We start from the raw sequence: 15229 nt of genomic DNA, 5'->3' as shown, positions 1-15229 counted from the left end.
CATTGACTTCTATTCAGTGTTAAATATGGTCTTCCCCTTCTCTTCAAACAGACAGATTTCCAAAAGAAAACCTCCATCAGCCCCTTTCAAATGTGAGCTGACAGAGGTTTTCGGCTGCAAAGTCGGTCAACTCCGCTTATTCACGATTCAAAAAATATGCAGGGATTATACGGAAGCCAGTGAAATCATATAATCATCCGTTCCGCACGGTTCTTTCTTCAATTTTCCTTCCGAAAGATAAGGCGTTAACCACGACTCTAAAGCCGCCTTCGATTCAAAAGCAAAAGCACAGCGAATCTCTTCCGCCGCCAGCCTTCGGTAATCGGTCAGCATCCGGTGCAGGTGTTCAATAGAAGCATCGGGCTTTACAGGTTCTATCGTTCCCCCGCTCAACTTGCGAATGCGGGATACGTAGTCGGCGAAGGTATAATATCCGCCAAAAGTTTCTTCCTTACCGTTAACGGTCAGGGTGACCGTCGGGAAAACCTGGACCTTGGCTGCAATGGCTTCGTCGACATCGCTCCAAAAGGCCTTTTCGGCTTCGCCGCTCTTGAGAGCTTCACGATAAGCATCCATAGGAAGGCCGAAGTCTTCTGCCAATCCCTCTAAGACGGCATAGTCGCCGGTAACAGCCCCTTCGGTCATGGTCACTTCGCGGATGCGCCGCAAGAAAGAGTCGGCCAGGTCCGGCGCGGCGATCTGTGCCGCTTTATAGGCGATGTTCTGGGGGAAGGACGAGTTGAAGCGTTCTGAAAACAAATGATACTTGTCGACGGCGACAGGCATATGATGGACCGCCGTCGATTCGGCCAGATGCTCGCGAAGCTGGGCGTTGATGACGTCGGCATCTCCGCCGCCGATGCCGTTTTCTTCATCATTAAAGTCACTCAAATCGCGGACCATGCCGCCCATGACATAGCGAATGGAAAAGAGATCGGGATAATGGGTTTCCATGGCCCGGAAAATGGGTTCGGTTCCCCAGCACCAGACACAAACCGGGTCGCTGTAATTGGTAATCACAATAGGTTTCATAGCTTACTCCTTTCGTCTTGTCACTCATCCATCCCCATCAAGCAGGATAAGTACCTCTATTCGCCTGCTGACAAGGATGATAAAAATCGTATAGATTCCCTTCTTAGGCCGATTATATATCGCCGCCTCCATAATTTCAACAGACGGCCATATCAATTAATCATTACGTTATGTTTTCTCCATGCCGAAAAAGCACCCCTGCCTCCCCGACGCTTGGCTACAAGGCCGGTTATGCAAAAACGCCGCCGTCTCAGCAAAACACTGAAACAGCGGCGTTATCCTTTATACGACTTGGAATAGGTAGAATTTTAAGTAATTCGTTTCCGGGACGTTCCAAAGAATGGGATGGTCCGGCGACTGCTGGCGGCCTTCGATTTGGCGAAGGTGAACGCCGGCGTCTTTGGCAGCATCGTGGAGCATCTGCCGGAAGAGGTCGTCGCGCATGAAGTGGGAGCACGAGCAGGTAGCTAAGTAGCCGCCGCGGGGCAAGAGCTTCATGGCTTTCAAGTTGATTTCCTTATAGCCTCGAATGGCGTTGTGCACGGTATGACCGGACTTGGTAAAGGCCGGCGGGTCGAGGATGATGAAATCGTAGTCGCGATTCTTCTGCTCGGCCATTTCCGTCAAGAGGTCGAAGACGTTGGCCTGTTTGGCCGTTACGATCGATTCTAAGCCGTTGCGATGGATATTGGTCGTCGTCATGTCGACGGCTTCTTGGGACACGTCGACGGCGGTGACGCTGGCAGCGCCTCCTTTGGCGGCGTTGAGGGCAAAGGCCCCGGTATGGGTAAAGCAGTCGAGGACGTGCTTTCCGGCGGCAATCTTGGCGACGGCCAGGCGGTTATATTTCTGATCCAGGAAGAACCCCGTCTTCTGACCGTTTTCGACGTCGATATCATAGCGGATGTCATTTTCTTCGATGGTCGTTATGACGCTTCCCGGTTCGGGCAGGTAATCGGCTTCAAACCAGCCTTTGTACTGCTCCATGCCGTCCAGTTCACGGACTTTGACGTCGTTTCGTTCATAAATGCCGCGGATGGTGACACCCATGGCCTTCAATTCATCGACTAGGGCCTTGAAGATGATGGGCTTCACCTGGTCCATGCCGTAGCATAAAGTCTGGGCGACGAGGACGTCGGAGTAGCGGTCGACGGTCAGGCCCGGCATTTCATCGGCATCGCCGAAAATGAGGCGGCAGCAGGCAAAGTCCGTTTCCCCCATGACCGTCCGGCGGTAATCGAGGGCGTATTTCACCCGGCGCTGCCAAAAGGCGTCGTCGAAGCGATCGTTGGCATTGCGCGATACGATGCGCACCCGGATTTTAGAGATATCGTTGGCAAAGCCCGTGCCCAGGTAGCGGTCTTTATCGCTGTAGACGTCGACGATGTCGCCCGTCTTATAGGTCCCGTCGACGCGAGTCACTTCTTCACCATAGACCCAGGGATGGCCCGTTTTGGCAGCCCGTTCCCCTTTTTTGGTCAGATATAATTTTGCGTAAGGTCTCATCGGTCCGTCCTTATAAAATGTAATGGCTGAGGTCGACGTTCTGGACGACGTCGTGGAGTTTGCCGGCAACGAAGTCTTGGTTGATGACGATATGTTTTTCATCGATATCGGGCGCTTCATAGGCCACGTCTTCGAGAATCTTTTCCAAAATCGTGTGCAGCCGGCGGGCGCCGATGTTTTCCGTTTCGCGGTTGACGCGGTAGGCATATTCGGCAATGGCATTGATGCCGTCGTCGGTAAATTCCAGGGTCAGGCCTTCCGTTTCGAGGAGGGCCGTATACTGTTTGACCAAGGACTGGCTCGGTTCGGTCAGGATGCGGCGGAAGTCTTCGACGGTCAGCGATTGGAGTTCGACGCGGATCGGGAAGCGGCCCTGGAGTTCGGGAATGAGGTCGCTCGGCTTCGATACGTGGAAGGCACCGGCGGCGATAAAGAGGATATGGTCGGTCTTGACCGGTCCGTATTTCGTATTGACCGTAGCCCCTTCGACGATGGGCAGGATGTCGCGCTGGACCCCTTCGCGGGATACGTCGGGCCCGTTGGTGCGGCCTTTTTCGGCGATCTTATCGAATTCATCGATGAAGACGATGCCCGATTCTTCCGTAGCGGCCACGGCCTTATCGACGATGGTATCCATGTCGAGGCATTTTTCCAGTTCTTCTTCTTTGAAGATTTCCCGGGCCTTAGCGACGGTCATTTTCTTCTTCTTTTTCTTTTTCGGCATGATGCTGCCCAGCATTTCCTGGAAGTTGTTGGTCAATTCTTCCGTCGAATTGCCCGTCAGGATGCCTTGGAAGCCCGGGCCCTGTTCGGCCACTTCGACTTCGATTTCCCGTTCGTCCATCTTATGAGCGCAAATGTCTTCGAGCATCTTTTGACGACGGTCGGAGTTGCCTTCTTCGAGCTGTTTCGGTTCTTCCTTCGTTTCGTCGTCATCGCTGCCGAAGAAGACATCCATGGGGTTCTTGACCTTTTCGGCAACCGTTTTTTTCGGCCAGAACACCTGCAAAATCCGTTTGTTGGCTTCGGCTTCAGCCTTTTCTTCATAGCGCTGGCTTTCCTGTTCCTGGACCATGCGAATGGCGTTGGCCACGAGGTCGCGGATCATCTGTTCGACGTCACGGCCGACGTAGCCGACTTCGGTGTACTTCGTCGCTTCGACCTTGATGAAAGGCGCGCCGACGAGTTTAGCCAGACGGCGGGCGATTTCCGTTTTGCCGACGCCCGTCGGGCCGATGAGGAGGATGTTCTTAGGGATGATTTCATCCTGCATAGCTTCGCTCAGACGTTTGCGGCGCCAGCGGTTGCGCAGGGCAATGGCCACGGATTTCTTGGCTTCCCCCTGGCCTACGATATATTTGTTCAGTTCCGCCACGATTTGTTTTGGCGTCCATGATGATTGTTCCATAAAGTACCTCTTTCTTAAATTTCTTCGACAATGACGTTGTGGTTGGTATAGACGCAGATGTCAGCCGCGATGTGCAGGGATTTCTCAGCGATTTCACGAGCCGAAAGATCCGTATTCTGCATGAGGGCCCGCGCCGAAGACAGGGCGTAGTTGCCGCCGGAACCGATGGCGAGGACCCCGTCGTCCGGTTCGATGACTTCGCCGTTGCCCGAAATGAGCAGGATGCGCTGGCTGTCGGCGACGAGGAGCAGGGCTTCCAGTTTATGGAGAACCTTGTCGGACCGCCATTCTTTGGCCAATTCGACGGCGCTGCGTACCAGGTTGCCGTTGTGTTCGTTCAATTTTTCTTCAAAGTGATCAAAGAGCGTAAAAGCGTCGGCCACGGAGCCGGCAAAACCGCTGATGATTTTACCGTGATAGAGGCGGCGAACTTTTTGAGCCGTCCCTTTCATGATGACGGCATTGCCCATGGTGACCTGGCCGTCGCCGGCGATAGCCGTCTTGCCATCGCGCTGAACGGCGCAGATCGTCGTGGCATGAAATTCTGTAGTCATTCCGTTAGACATGAGACATGTCCCCCTTCATTTGTTCAATTTCATCGAGCGCCCGCTGTGCTAAGAGGGCGTTTTTTTCTTTTTTCTTCATGCGTTTCTTGATGCCCAGCGGTTCCATGATACCGAAGTTGATGTTCATGGGCTGGAAATGCTTATTGGGGCCGCTGGAGATATACTGGCTGAGACCGCCCATGGCCGTCCGCTTGGAGAAGGTCAAGGGCTCTTTCTCAGCCAGGAGGCGTGCGGCGTTGATGCCGGCTAAGAGGCCCATGGCCGCCGATTCCAAATAGCCTTCGACACCGGTGAGCTGTCCGGCAAAGAGAAGGTTGGGCTGTTTGCGCAGCTGGAGCGTCGGCAGGAGGAGTTCCGGCGAATTGATATAGGAGTTGCGGTGCATGACGCCGTAGCGCACGAATTCGGCGTTTTCAAGGCCGGGAATCATGGAAAAGACCCGTTTCTGTTCCGGGAATTTAAGATGGGTCTGGAAGCCGACGATGTTGTACAGGGTTGCACTGCCGTTATCCTGGCGAAGCTGAACGACGGCGTACGGGAGTTCTCCCGTATCGGGCAATTCGAGACCGACGGGTTTCATGGGACCGAAACGCATGGTGTCGATGCCGCGGCCTGCCATGACTTCGATGGGCATGCAGCCTTCAAAGACGCTGTCGTCTTTTTCAAAATCGTGGAGTTCGGCACATTCGGCCGTCGTCAAAGCCTGCCAGAAGGCTTCATATTCTTCCTGCGTAAAGGGGCAGTTCAAGTAATCGGCGCCGCCCTTGCCGTAACGAGCCGCCCGATAGACCTTGTTCATATCGAGGGATTCGACGGTGACAATGGGCGCTGCGGCGTCGTGGAAATGGAAATACCCTTCCCCGGTCAATTTGGCGATGGTGTCGGACAGGGCGTCGCTGGTCAAGGGACCGCTGGCGACGATGCATATCTGATCCGTCGGGAGCTCGGTCACTTCTTCGTGGCGAATGGTAACCAAGGGATGAGCGGCCAGCTTTTCCGTCACGTACTGACTAAAAGGCAGGCGATCGACGGCCAGAGCCCCTCCGGCAGGGACGCGATTGGTATCGGCCGATTCCATGATGAGCGAACCTAAGCGGCGCATTTCTTCCTTCAAGAGGCCGACGGCGTTTTCGATATTGGCGGCCCGCAGGGAGTTGCTGCAGACCAGTTCGGCAAAATATTCCGTATGATGGGCCGGCGACGATTTGACGGGCCTCATTTCGACCAGTTCGACGGGAATGCCGCGGCTGACGAGCTGCCAAGCCGCTTCCGATCCGGCCAGGCCGGCGCCGATGATTAAGACACTATTCTTCATTCATTACCTCACCTTTTTTATGGTTTTTACAGTCCCCATTGCTGCAAAATAGCTTGTCGGGGCCTTTTTTATAATGTTTGACAATCATGATGCTGCCGCACAAGTCACATTTCTTGTCGACAGGCTGGTTCCAGAGGACGAAGTCGCAGTCCGGATACTGGCTGCATCCATAAAAGACGCGGCCACGCTTCGACTTGCGCTTGATGAGCGTCCCTTTGCCGCACTTCGGGCAGGTAATGCCCAAATCTTCGACGATGGCCTTGGTGTTGCGGCATTCCGGGAAGTTGGAGCAGGCCAGGAATTTCCCGAAGCGGCCGAATTTATAGACCATGGGTGATCCGCAGACTTCGCAGATCTGGCCCGACTCCTGACCGGAAATGGTGACCTTTTCCATCTTCGTTTCGGCCTCGTCCATTTCAGGCTTAAAGATGTCATAAAATTCCTGAAGGACGTGGGGATACGTATCGTCGCCTTGTTCGATGGCGTCGAGGGATTCTTCCATATGGGCCGTAAAGCTGACGTTGATGATGCGGGCAAAGTATTTCTTGAGGAGGTCGACGATGATGACGCCGAGTTCCGTCGGAATGAACTGCTTATCCTTCTTTTCGACGTAATTGCGGTTCTGGATCGTATCCATAATGGGCGCGTACGTACTCGGCCGGCCGATGCCTTTTTCTTCGAGGGTCTTGATCAGGCTGGCTTCGGTGTAGCGTGCCGGCGGCTGCGTAAAGTGCTGCTGGGGCGTAACGGCCTTGTTATGGACGACAGTATTGGCTGAAATATGGGGCAGTTCGGCCAAGGTCTTATCCTTCTTGGCATCTTCATAGAGCTCCGTAAAGCCCTTGAAGAGGACCTTATAGCCGGCGGCCCGCAGTTCGTACTTGCCGCTTTCAATGACGATGGCCATGTGTTCCGTTTCGACCGATTCCATCTGGCTGGCCAAGAAACGGTTCCAAATCAAGGTATAAAGACGCAATTGGTCCCGCGACAGGAAGTCGGAAACCTTATAGGGCGTCAATTCCAAAGACGTCGGGCGAATGGCTTCGTGAGCATCCTGACTCGACTGCTTGGTCTTATAGACCCGCGGCTTTTCAGGAACGTATTCGGCACCGTAGTTAGCCGTAATAAAGTCTCGCGCCGCCTGAACCATGTCGTCGTTGATGCGGACCGAGTCGGTACGCATATAGGTGATGAGGCCGACGTGGCCCTGGTCGCCCATATCGAGGCCTTCATAGAGCTGCTGGGCCAGCATCATCGTCTTCTTGGCGCCGAAATTGAGTTTGCCGACGCATTCCTGCTGCATCGTCGACGTCGTAAACGGCGGTTGCGGCTGACGTTTACGCTTGCGTTTTTCGACTTTTACAATCTTATCGGGGTCCTGCGTTTCGCCGCGGCTTTCCCAACTGAGGTCGTGGGCGATGACCTGAGCATCCGTTTCATTCTGGATTTCAGCCTTCTTGCCGTCGATCTTGGTCAGTTCCGTCGGAAGGGTCAGGCCGTCTTCCGTCTGGTAGGTCCCGCTGACGGTCCAATATTCTTCCGGTACGAAGGCTTTGATGGCCTCTTCTCGTTCGCAAATTAAACGGACGGCAACGGACTGAACGCGGCCGGCACTGAGGCCTTTACAAACCTTTTTCCAGAGCAGCGGGCTCAATTTATAGCCCACGATGCGGTCTAAGATGCGGCGGGCCTGCTGGGCGTCGACCTTTTTGATGTCAATGGCTTCCGGCTTCTTGATGGCTTCGAGAATCGCTTTTTTCGTGATTTCGTGGAACATGATGCGGCATTTGTCCTTCGGATCGATATCTAACAAATGGGCCAAATGCCAAGAAATGGCTTCGCCTTCGCGGTCCGGGTCAGTTGCCAGAAAGACTTTTTTCGAGCGGACGTATTCTTCCTGCAAGTCGTCGATGAGTTTGCGCTTATCCCACATATTGGTATAGGTCGGCACGAAGCCTTCTTCGATGTTGACGCCGAACTGGTTGCGCGGCAAGTCGCGCAGGTGTCCGCGGCTGGCCATGACCTTATAGCCGCTGCCGAGGAATCGTTCGATAGTCTTGGCCTTGGCCGGCGATTCCACGATGACCAGGTTCTTAGCATTCTTAGGAAGCTTGTCGAGCTTCTTCAGAGGCTCTTTCTTGGGAAGGTTGACCGTGCCCCGGATGACGGTCTTTTCACCGTCGCCCTTCTTTTTACGGCCCTTCTTCTTTTTTGAATCGTCTATGATAATCGTGCGTTTAATGGGAAATTCTAACATCTATCTTTAATCCTGCCTCTCGCTGTACACGAAATTGTGAAAAATCTATTTAAACTATTTCTCATAATACACTATTCGCCGCGACCTTTCAAGCGCCGGTCCCTTATATACATTATAATGGCGTAATGTCTTGGTAAAGAAATCCGCAGCTTCAGGCCGAATCCCCCTCTTTTCCACCCCTTTCGCCAACATGCTAAAAAGACAGCCTTGCAACCGAGTCGCAAAGACTGCCTTTCTGTTCCTTCCTATGGTATGATACGGAGAGGATGGAAGGAAAAATTATTTTCTTGTGGTTCCGATGTGGGCGAGGATGGCATCAGTCATGGTCTTCGTATCGGCTTTTTTGAAGCCCTCTTTATAGAGGTCGGCCGTGCGCCAACCCTCTTCGAGAGCAGCGTCGACAGCATCTTCGATAAGGGCTGCCCCTTCTTCTTCGTTCAGGGAATAGCGCAGCAGCATGGCCGCCGACAAGATGGTGGCGCAGGGATTGGCAATACCCTTGCCTGCAATGTCCGGCGCCGAACCGTGGATCGGTTCGTAGAGGCTGGTCAATTCCCCGATGGACGCCGACGGCATCATGCCGATGGAACCGCCGAGGACGGCCGCTTCGTCACTCAAGATGTCGCCGAAGAGGTTGCCCGTAACGATGACGTCGAACTGTTTCGGATTGAGGACCAGCTGCATGGCGCAGTTGTCGACGTAAAAATGATTCAAGGCGACCGACGGATAATCTTTGGCCACGTCGATCATGGTGCGCCGCCACAGGCGGGACGTAGCCAGGACGTTGGCCTTATCGACGGAGGTCACCTTACCCCGCCGTTTTTGGGCGGCCTTCATGGCAAAGGTGCCGATGCGCCTAACTTCAGGAACGCTGTAATTTTCAAGGTCCCAGGCCCGTTCGACGCCGTTATGGATTTCCGATTCACAGCGGTCGCCAAAGTAGATGCCGCCCACGAGTTCACGGACGATGAGGACGTCGGTACCGGTGACGATATCGACCTTTAAGGGTGAATATTCCGCTAAGACCGGGGGAACCTTGACGGGACGAAGATTGACGTAGAGACCGAGGGCTTTCCGAAGGCCCAGAACAGCCTGTTCCGGCCGCAGGGTCGGTTCGACGTCGTCCCATTTATCGCCGCCGACGGCGCCAAAGAGGATAGCGTCAGCTTTTTTCGCCGCTTCTACCGTTTCCTTAGGAAGGGGCGTGCCGCAGGCGTCGTAAGCCGTACCGCCGGCCATCTGCCGTTCAAAGGTCAGGCCTATCCGGCAGACCTCATCTACTTTTTGCAGCACCTGCACGGCGCTGGCCGTAATTTCTTCCCCGATGCCGTCGCCGGGGATGACGACGATGTGTTTACTCATGAGCCTCTGCCCCCTTGATATAATTGATTAAGCCGCCGGCTGCGGCAATGTCCTGAATGAAGCCCGGCAGGGGCCGTGCCTGAAAGGTATCGCCCGTCGTCACATCGACGATTGATCCTTTGGCAATATCGACTTTGACGACGTCGCCGGCCTTGATGGCCTTTACGGCATCGCCGATTTCAAGGACCGGCAGGCCGACGTTAATGGCGTTGCGGTAAAAGATGCGGGCAAAACTGGCAGCGATGATGACCGGAATGCCCGAGGCTTTAATGGCAATGGGCGCGTGTTCTCGCGACGAGCCGCAGCCAAAGTTGTGGCCGCCGACCATGATATCGCCTTGCTGCACCTTTCCGGCAAAGGTTTCGTCGATGTCGACCATGCAGTGGGACGCCAATTCTTTCGGATCAAAACTATTTAAATAACGGGCCGGAATAATGACATCTGTATCAATATTATCGCCGTAGCGCCATACTTTTCCTTCTAACACCATCTTATCGTACCTCCTTGGGAGCGGCAATCCTGCCGAGAATAGCACTGGCTGCCGCAACCTGCGGACCTGCCAGATAGACTTCACTGTCGACGTGGCCCATGCGGCCGCGGAAATTTCGGTTCGTCGTCGAAACGCAGCGTTCACCGGCGGCGAGGATGCCCATGTAACCGCCAAGACAGGGCCCGCAGGTCGGCGTCGACACGGCGCAGCCTGCTGTAATGAACGTTTCAATATAGCCTTTTTTCATGGCCTCCATGTAGACCGACTGGCTGCCGGGAATGACGATGCAGCGGACATCCGGATGAACGCTGCGGCCTTTAAAGATTTCGGCGGCAATGCGCAGGTCTTCTAAGCGGCCGTTAGTGCAGGAGCCGATGACGACTTGGTCGATCTTGATGTCGCCAAAGGTACCGACGACCTTGGTATTTTCCGGCAGATGCGGGAAAGCGACGACAGGCTGTAATTTCGACAAGTCGATGTCTACGGTCCGGCAGTACTTGGCGTCATCGTCGGCCGTAACGACTTCGTAAGCGTCGGCAAAGCGCCCTTTTTCATAGGCCATGGTCTGTTCATCGACGGGGAAAATGCCGTTTTTGGCGCCCCCTTCGATGGCCATATTAGCGATGGTAAAGCGGTCGGTCATGTCGAGAGAAGCCACGCCGGGTCCCGTAAATTCCAAGGACTTATACAGTGCCCCGTCTACACCGATCATACCGATGAGGGTCAGCATGACGTCTTTCCCGGTGATGTCTTCCGGCTTTTCACCGGTCAGGCGGACCTGAATGGCATCGGGGACCTTAAACCAAGCCTTACCGGTGGCCATGGCGACACCGAGGTCCGTCGAGCCGACGCCTGTCGAAAAGCCGCCCAGCGCCCCATACGTACAGGTGTGTGAATCGGCGCCGACAGTCACCATGCCCGGTCCGACGATGCCTTGTTCCGGCAGGAGGACGTGTTCGATACCGACGCGACCGACTTCAAAGTAATTGACGATGCCGTTTTCTTTGGCAAAGTCGCGGACAATCTTAGCCAATCCCGCCGATTTGATGTCCTTATTGGGCGTAAAATGGTCGGGCACCAAGGCGATTTTCGTCTTATCAAAGACAGGACGGCCGATTTTCTTAAATTCGGCAATGGCCGGCGGCGCCGTAATATCATTGGCCAGCACCATATCGACGTTACAAACAATTAAGTCGCCAGGCTCTACAGAGGGCACTCCGGCATGCTTGGCTAAAATCTTTTGGGTCATAGTCATTCCCATCATCTATACACTCCTTAAAAATCCTGTTTTTCGGGAAACGCTGTCATTTCTCGAAACGGATGAATATTCAAAAAAACGCGGAATTCTAAAATAGGATCAATGCTGGCTGGCAGCCGCCTTAAAGGCAGCTACTTCTGTTGGGGCCGAGGCGAAGTGACGAAAGCGAACGCGCTGATCCATGCCTTCCATGCGATTGACGGCGGTCACAAAGGCCCGAATGGAAGCCGTCATCGTATCGGTATCGATGCCGGCGCCCCACGTCGTCTGACCCTTTTTATCGGTCAGGCCGAAGTAGGCAATGCCCCGAGAATCGGAATCGCCGTCGAGGTCATGTTCGCTGTAGACGAGGTTTTCAAACTCGATGCCGTAGGCCTTACAGATGGCGTTGCTGACGGCATTTAATTGACCGTTGCCGTCGCCTTGGAGGACGATTTCTTCTCCATTGGCCCGGACCAGGACCGTGCCGATCCAGCGGTTTCCCTTCTTCTGCAAGGAAAAGTCTTCGACTTTCAGCGGGCTTTCCGTATTGAGATAATGTTTCTGGAATACGTCGTAAATTTCATGAGGCTTCAATTCCTGATGAGCGTGGTCAGACACTTCTTTGACAAAGTAACTGAAATCTTCGCGCATCTTCTTCGGCATGGCAATGCCATAATGCTGCTCCATGATAAAGCCGATGCCGCCCTTTCCTGACTGGCTGTTGATGCGGATGACGTCGGCATCATAGGTCCGGCCGATATCGTGGGGATCGATGTAGAGGTAGGGGCAGTTCCAGTAGGGCTGATGCTGTTCGGCCCGATAATGCATGCCTTTGGCAATGGCATCCTGATGAGATCCCGAGAAGGCGGCAAAGACCAGTTTCCCGGCGTAAGGCTGACGAGGGTGGACTTCCATGCGTGTCACCCGTTCATACGTATCGACGAGGTCTGTCATGTGAGAAAAATCGAGGCCCGGATCGACGCCGAGAGCATACATGTTCATGCCGATGGTCACGATATCGGCATTGCCCGTCCGTTCGCCGTTGCCAAATAAGGTCCCTTCGACGCGGTCAGCCCCGGCCAGGATGGCCATTTCGGCATCGGCAACGCCGGTCCCCCGATCGTTATGGGGATGAACCGACAAGACGACGTTGTCGCGGTATTTCAGGTTCTGCGAGATATAGGCGATTTGCGAGGCAAAGACGTGAGGCATGGACATCTGCACCGTCGACGGCAAATTGATGATGGCCTTGCGGTCGGCCGTCGGCTGCCAAATGTCGAGGACGGCGTTGCAGACGTCGAGGGCATATTCCGGTTCCGTCCCGGTAAAGCTTTCCGGCGAATATTCGAAGCGGTAGTCGGCGCCGGCTTCTTCCGTCAGTTTTTTCAGTAAGGCCGCCCCTTCGACGGCAATCTGCTTGATTTCTTCCTTCGATTTATGGAAGACCTGCTGGCGCTGGGCAAAGGACGTCGAGTTATAGACGTGGACGATGGCATGCTTAACGCCCTTCAAGGCTTCAAAGGTCCGGCGGATGATGTGCTCCCGCGCCTGGGTCAGGACCTGGACGGTGACGTCGTCAGGGATTAAATTATGATCGACTAAGTAGCGCAGGAATTCGAATTCCGTTTCCGATGCTGCCGGGAAGCCGACTTCGATTTCTTTAAAACCCATGGCGACCAAGACCTTGTAAAATTCAACTTTTTCTTCTAAACTCATAGGGATGATAAGGGCCTGATTACCGTCGCGCAAGTCGACGCTGCACCAGACCGGTGCCTGTTCCGGATACTCCCGCTGCGTCCAAGACATATCGACGACGGGCGGCATAAAATAACCTTTTTGATAATGTTCTACGTGTTCCATGGTCATCACTCCTATGATTATGAAATAAATTAAAAACAACTCATTACACAATCAAAATAAAAAAAATCTTCCACCTCCAAAGAGACGAAAGATTTCACTTGCGCGTTACCACTCTAATTCCTATGCTTCCATAGGCACTCTACAGGTACGGACTTTAGGTCGATACCCTCCTGTCTGTTAACGGCCAGGCCCCGGCTCCACCTACTCCTTTGGTTTCAGCGAGCTGCTTAGAGAGGAGTTCCGTTCCATGCCGCTGCTGCCTCGCACCTGCCGACAGCTCTCTGTAAGCTTTCTGGAACCTACTAGTTCTCTTCAACGCATTTTTATTTTGGATTGTTTTGTTGATGGTTCGTATCTTACCACCATCATGACTGTTTGGCAAGGCTTTTTTCAAAATATTTTAAAGTTAAACGTAGAACTTATGTTAATAATTTCTAAATGATTCTAGTTTAACGTTTATCTTGAAACGAGTTGCTTAAAAGGTACCTTCCCGCTCGGAAGCAAGACCGGCCCTATCTTTTTTCAATCATTAATGCTATAATAAATAAGTTACACAACAAGGAGGAAGTACATGTTAGAGAAATTCCAAAATTTAAATATCAGCGAAGTCATTATCCGTGCCCTGAACGAAATGGGTTTTGAAGAACCGACGCCGATCCAGTCCGAATCGATTCCCGTCGCCATGAGCGGCTCCGACATGATTGGCCAGGCCCAGACCGGTACCGGTAAGACCGCTGCCTACGGCATTCCTGTCCTGGAAAAAATACTGAAGGCCGAACCTTCCAAAGAAATTCAGACCGTCGTCTTATCCCCGACCCGTGAACTTGCCATGCAGGTCGCCGAAGAACTGAACCACTTGGCTCAATTCACCAACATTCAGGCCCTGCCTATTTACGGCGGTCAAGATATGGAACGCCAGCTGCGCCGCCTGCGGAAAAGCCCGCAGATCATCGTCGCCACCCCGGGCCGCCTCATCGACCACATGAAACGCGGCACTATCGACTTGAGCCACATTACGACCATCGTCCTCGACGAAGCCGATGAAATGCTGGACATGGGCTTTATCGATGACATCAACCTCATCATGGCCGCAACGCCCAACACGCGCCAGACCCTGCTCTTCTCGGCTACCATGCCGAAACCGATCCGACAATTGGCCGAAACCTTCCTTCACGATCCCCTCATGATTCGCATGAAGACTAAAGAAGTCACGATGGACCTCATCGAACAGTCTTACATCGAAGTCCCGGATCGCCAGAAGTTCGACATCCTCTGCCGTCTCCTCGACCTCCAGGAACCGGATTTGGCCATCATCTTCGTCCGCACCAAACGCCGCGTCGACGAAGTCTCGGAAGCCCTTAAAAAGCGCGGCTACTCGTCAGAAGGCATCCACGGTGACCTCACCCAGGCTAAGCGCGACACCGTCATCCGCCAGTTCCGTGAAAAGACCATCGACATCTTAGTCGCTACCGACGTCGCGGCCCGCGGCCTCGACATCAGCGGTGTCACCCACGTCTTCAACTACGACCTGCCCCAGGACCCGGAAAGCTACGTCCACCGCGTCGGCCGTACCGGTCGTGCCGGCCAGAGCGGCGAAGCCACGACCTTCGTCATTCCCCGTGAAATGGAACACCTGCGCACCATCGAACGCCTCATTAAGCGCAGCATCGCCCGCCGCAAAGCACCGACCTTCTCCGAAGCCTTAGAAGGCGCACAACAGGCCGCCATCCGCAACCTGGCCGCTACCGCAGAAGAAGGCAATTTCGGCAGCTACAAAGAAAATGCCGAAGAACTCCTGGCAAACTACGACTCGGCGTCCCTCATCGCAGCCGCTATCAAACTGCTCACTAAAGAACCGGACACGACGCCCGTCAAGATCACCGAAGAAGCCCCCCTCCGCGTCCATCGCAGCCGCCAAGGGAAAAATAATCGCGACCGCAACTATCGCCGCAACGACCGCAATCGGAAAGACCGCCGCAGCGGAAAAGAAGACGGCCAAGAACGAGGCGAACGCCGCCGTCACTTCGCTCCGAAAAACCGCGACTCCAATAACCACGGCACCTTCCGTAACAACCAGCGCTCCGAAAAAAAACAACATAAAGAACCGAATCGTTCCGTATTCAAACCTTACTTCAAAGACTGATTCGAGCATAGAAATGCCCTCCCTACCGATGTGAACTGCTACCCGTCAAG

Annotated in this window: 11 protein-coding genes and 1 other annotated feature; of the genes, 1 reads left to right on the top strand and 10 read right to left on the bottom strand. The window is 54.0% G+C overall.

All coding sequences use genetic code 11. The features are described from left to right. Positions 1-165: 165 nt before the first annotated feature. The 10 genes from A0U42_RS02685 to A0U42_RS02640 all read right to left on the bottom strand — a co-directional run bounded on the left by A0U42_RS02685 (position 166) and on the right by A0U42_RS02640 (position 13036). A complete protein-coding gene (locus A0U42_RS02685) occupies positions 166-1032 on the bottom strand; it encodes a DsbA family protein (protein ID WP_065359762.1) in 867 nt (288 codons plus the stop codon). Between the two features lie 282 nt (positions 1033-1314). Then, positions 1315-2538, bottom strand: a complete 1224-nt coding sequence (locus A0U42_RS02680; protein ID WP_065359761.1) for a class I SAM-dependent rRNA methyltransferase — start codon at positions 2536-2538, stop codon at positions 1315-1317. A gap of 10 nt (positions 2539-2548) precedes the next feature. Beyond that, complete coding sequence (gene hslU, locus A0U42_RS02675; RefSeq protein WP_065359760.1) at positions 2549-3946, bottom strand: ATP-dependent protease ATPase subunit HslU; 1398 nt, start codon at positions 3944-3946, stop codon at positions 2549-2551. Between the two features lie 14 nt (positions 3947-3960). Then, complete coding sequence (hslV, locus tag A0U42_RS02670) at positions 3961-4500, bottom strand: ATP-dependent protease subunit HslV (RefSeq protein ID WP_083122209.1); 540 nt, start codon at positions 4498-4500, stop codon at positions 3961-3963. A gap of 4 nt (positions 4501-4504) precedes the next feature. Next, positions 4505-5827, bottom strand: a complete 1323-nt coding sequence (gene trmFO, locus A0U42_RS02665) for a methylenetetrahydrofolate--tRNA-(uracil(54)-C(5))-methyltransferase (FADH(2)-oxidizing) TrmFO (RefSeq protein WP_065359758.1) — start codon at positions 5825-5827, stop codon at positions 4505-4507. Continuing rightward, positions 5817-8084 (bottom strand): type I DNA topoisomerase, encoded by a 2268-nt coding sequence (gene topA / locus A0U42_RS02660; RefSeq protein ID WP_065359757.1) that lies wholly within the window; start codon positions 8082-8084, stop codon positions 5817-5819. Before topA ends, trmFO begins: the two co-directional genes overlap by 11 nt. Positions 8085-8363: 279 nt before the next feature. Beyond that, positions 8364-9446 (bottom strand): 3-isopropylmalate dehydrogenase, encoded by a 1083-nt coding sequence (gene leuB, locus A0U42_RS02655; RefSeq protein WP_065359756.1) that lies wholly within the window; start codon positions 9444-9446, stop codon positions 8364-8366. Continuing rightward, complete coding sequence (locus A0U42_RS02650) at positions 9439-9936, bottom strand: 3-isopropylmalate dehydratase small subunit (RefSeq protein WP_065359755.1); 498 nt, start codon at positions 9934-9936, stop codon at positions 9439-9441. The genes leuB and A0U42_RS02650 overlap by 8 nt, the downstream gene beginning before the upstream one ends. Before the next feature lies 1 nt (position 9937). Next, positions 9938-11197 (bottom strand): 3-isopropylmalate dehydratase large subunit, encoded by a 1260-nt coding sequence (leuC, locus tag A0U42_RS02645; protein ID WP_065359802.1) that lies wholly within the window; start codon positions 11195-11197, stop codon positions 9938-9940. A gap of 96 nt (positions 11198-11293) precedes the next feature. Next, entirely contained in the window at positions 11294-13036 is a 1743-nt protein-coding gene (locus A0U42_RS02640) for a 2-isopropylmalate synthase (protein WP_065359754.1), read from the bottom strand. A 77-nt stretch (positions 13037-13113) separates the two neighbouring features. Beyond that, positions 13114-13361, bottom strand: a binding site (T-box leader). 246 nt (positions 13362-13607) lie between these two features. On the opposite strand from A0U42_RS02640, the gene A0U42_RS02630 reads away from it, so the two are divergent. Further along, positions 13608-15179 (top strand): DEAD/DEAH box helicase, encoded by a 1572-nt coding sequence (locus A0U42_RS02630; protein WP_065359752.1) that lies wholly within the window; start codon positions 13608-13610, stop codon positions 15177-15179. Positions 15180-15229 lie beyond the last annotated feature (50 nt).

The sequence above is a fragment of the Megasphaera sp. DISK 18 genome, assembly GCF_001682955.1.
GTDB lineage: Bacteria > Bacillota > Negativicutes > Veillonellales > Megasphaeraceae > Megasphaera > Megasphaera massiliensis.
The sequence above is the reverse complement of the archived record's forward strand: the minus strand, read 5'-3'. Positions and strand labels throughout refer to the sequence as shown.

What these genes read in the sequence shown, in the direction of transcription:
- A0U42_RS02685 (WP_065359762.1), bottom strand. Translation starts at nt 1,032, where the DNA reads ATGAAACCTATTGTGATTACCAATTACAGCGACCCGGTTTGTGTCTGG.
- leuC (WP_065359802.1), bottom strand. Translation starts at nt 11,197, where the DNA reads ATGGGAATGACTATGACCCAAAAGATTTTAGCCAAGCATGCCGGAGTG.
- A0U42_RS02630 (WP_065359752.1), top strand. Translation starts at nt 13,608, where the DNA reads ATGTTAGAGAAATTCCAAAATTTAAATATCAGCGAAGTCATTATCCGT.
- A0U42_RS02680 (WP_065359761.1), bottom strand. Translation starts at nt 2,538, where the DNA reads ATGAGACCTTACGCAAAATTATATCTGACCAAAAAAGGGGAACGGGCT.
- trmFO (WP_065359758.1), bottom strand. Translation starts at nt 5,827, where the DNA reads ATGAAGAATAGTGTCTTAATCATCGGCGCCGGCCTGGCCGGATCGGAA.
- topA (WP_065359757.1), bottom strand. Translation starts at nt 8,084, where the DNA reads ATGTTAGAATTTCCCATTAAACGCACGATTATCATAGACGATTCAAAA.
- hslV (WP_083122209.1), bottom strand. Translation starts at nt 4,500, where the DNA reads ATGACTACAGAATTTCATGCCACGACGATCTGCGCCGTTCAGCGCGAT.
- leuB (WP_065359756.1), bottom strand. Translation starts at nt 9,446, where the DNA reads ATGAGTAAACACATCGTCGTCATCCCCGGCGACGGCATCGGGGAAGAA.
- A0U42_RS02640 (WP_065359754.1), bottom strand. Translation starts at nt 13,036, where the DNA reads ATGGAACACGTAGAACATTATCAAAAAGGTTATTTTATGCCGCCCGTC.
- A0U42_RS02650 (WP_065359755.1), bottom strand. Translation starts at nt 9,936, where the DNA reads ATGGTGTTAGAAGGAAAAGTATGGCGCTACGGCGATAATATTGATACA.
- hslU (WP_065359760.1), bottom strand. Translation starts at nt 3,946, where the DNA reads ATGGAACAATCATCATGGACGCCAAAACAAATCGTGGCGGAACTGAAC.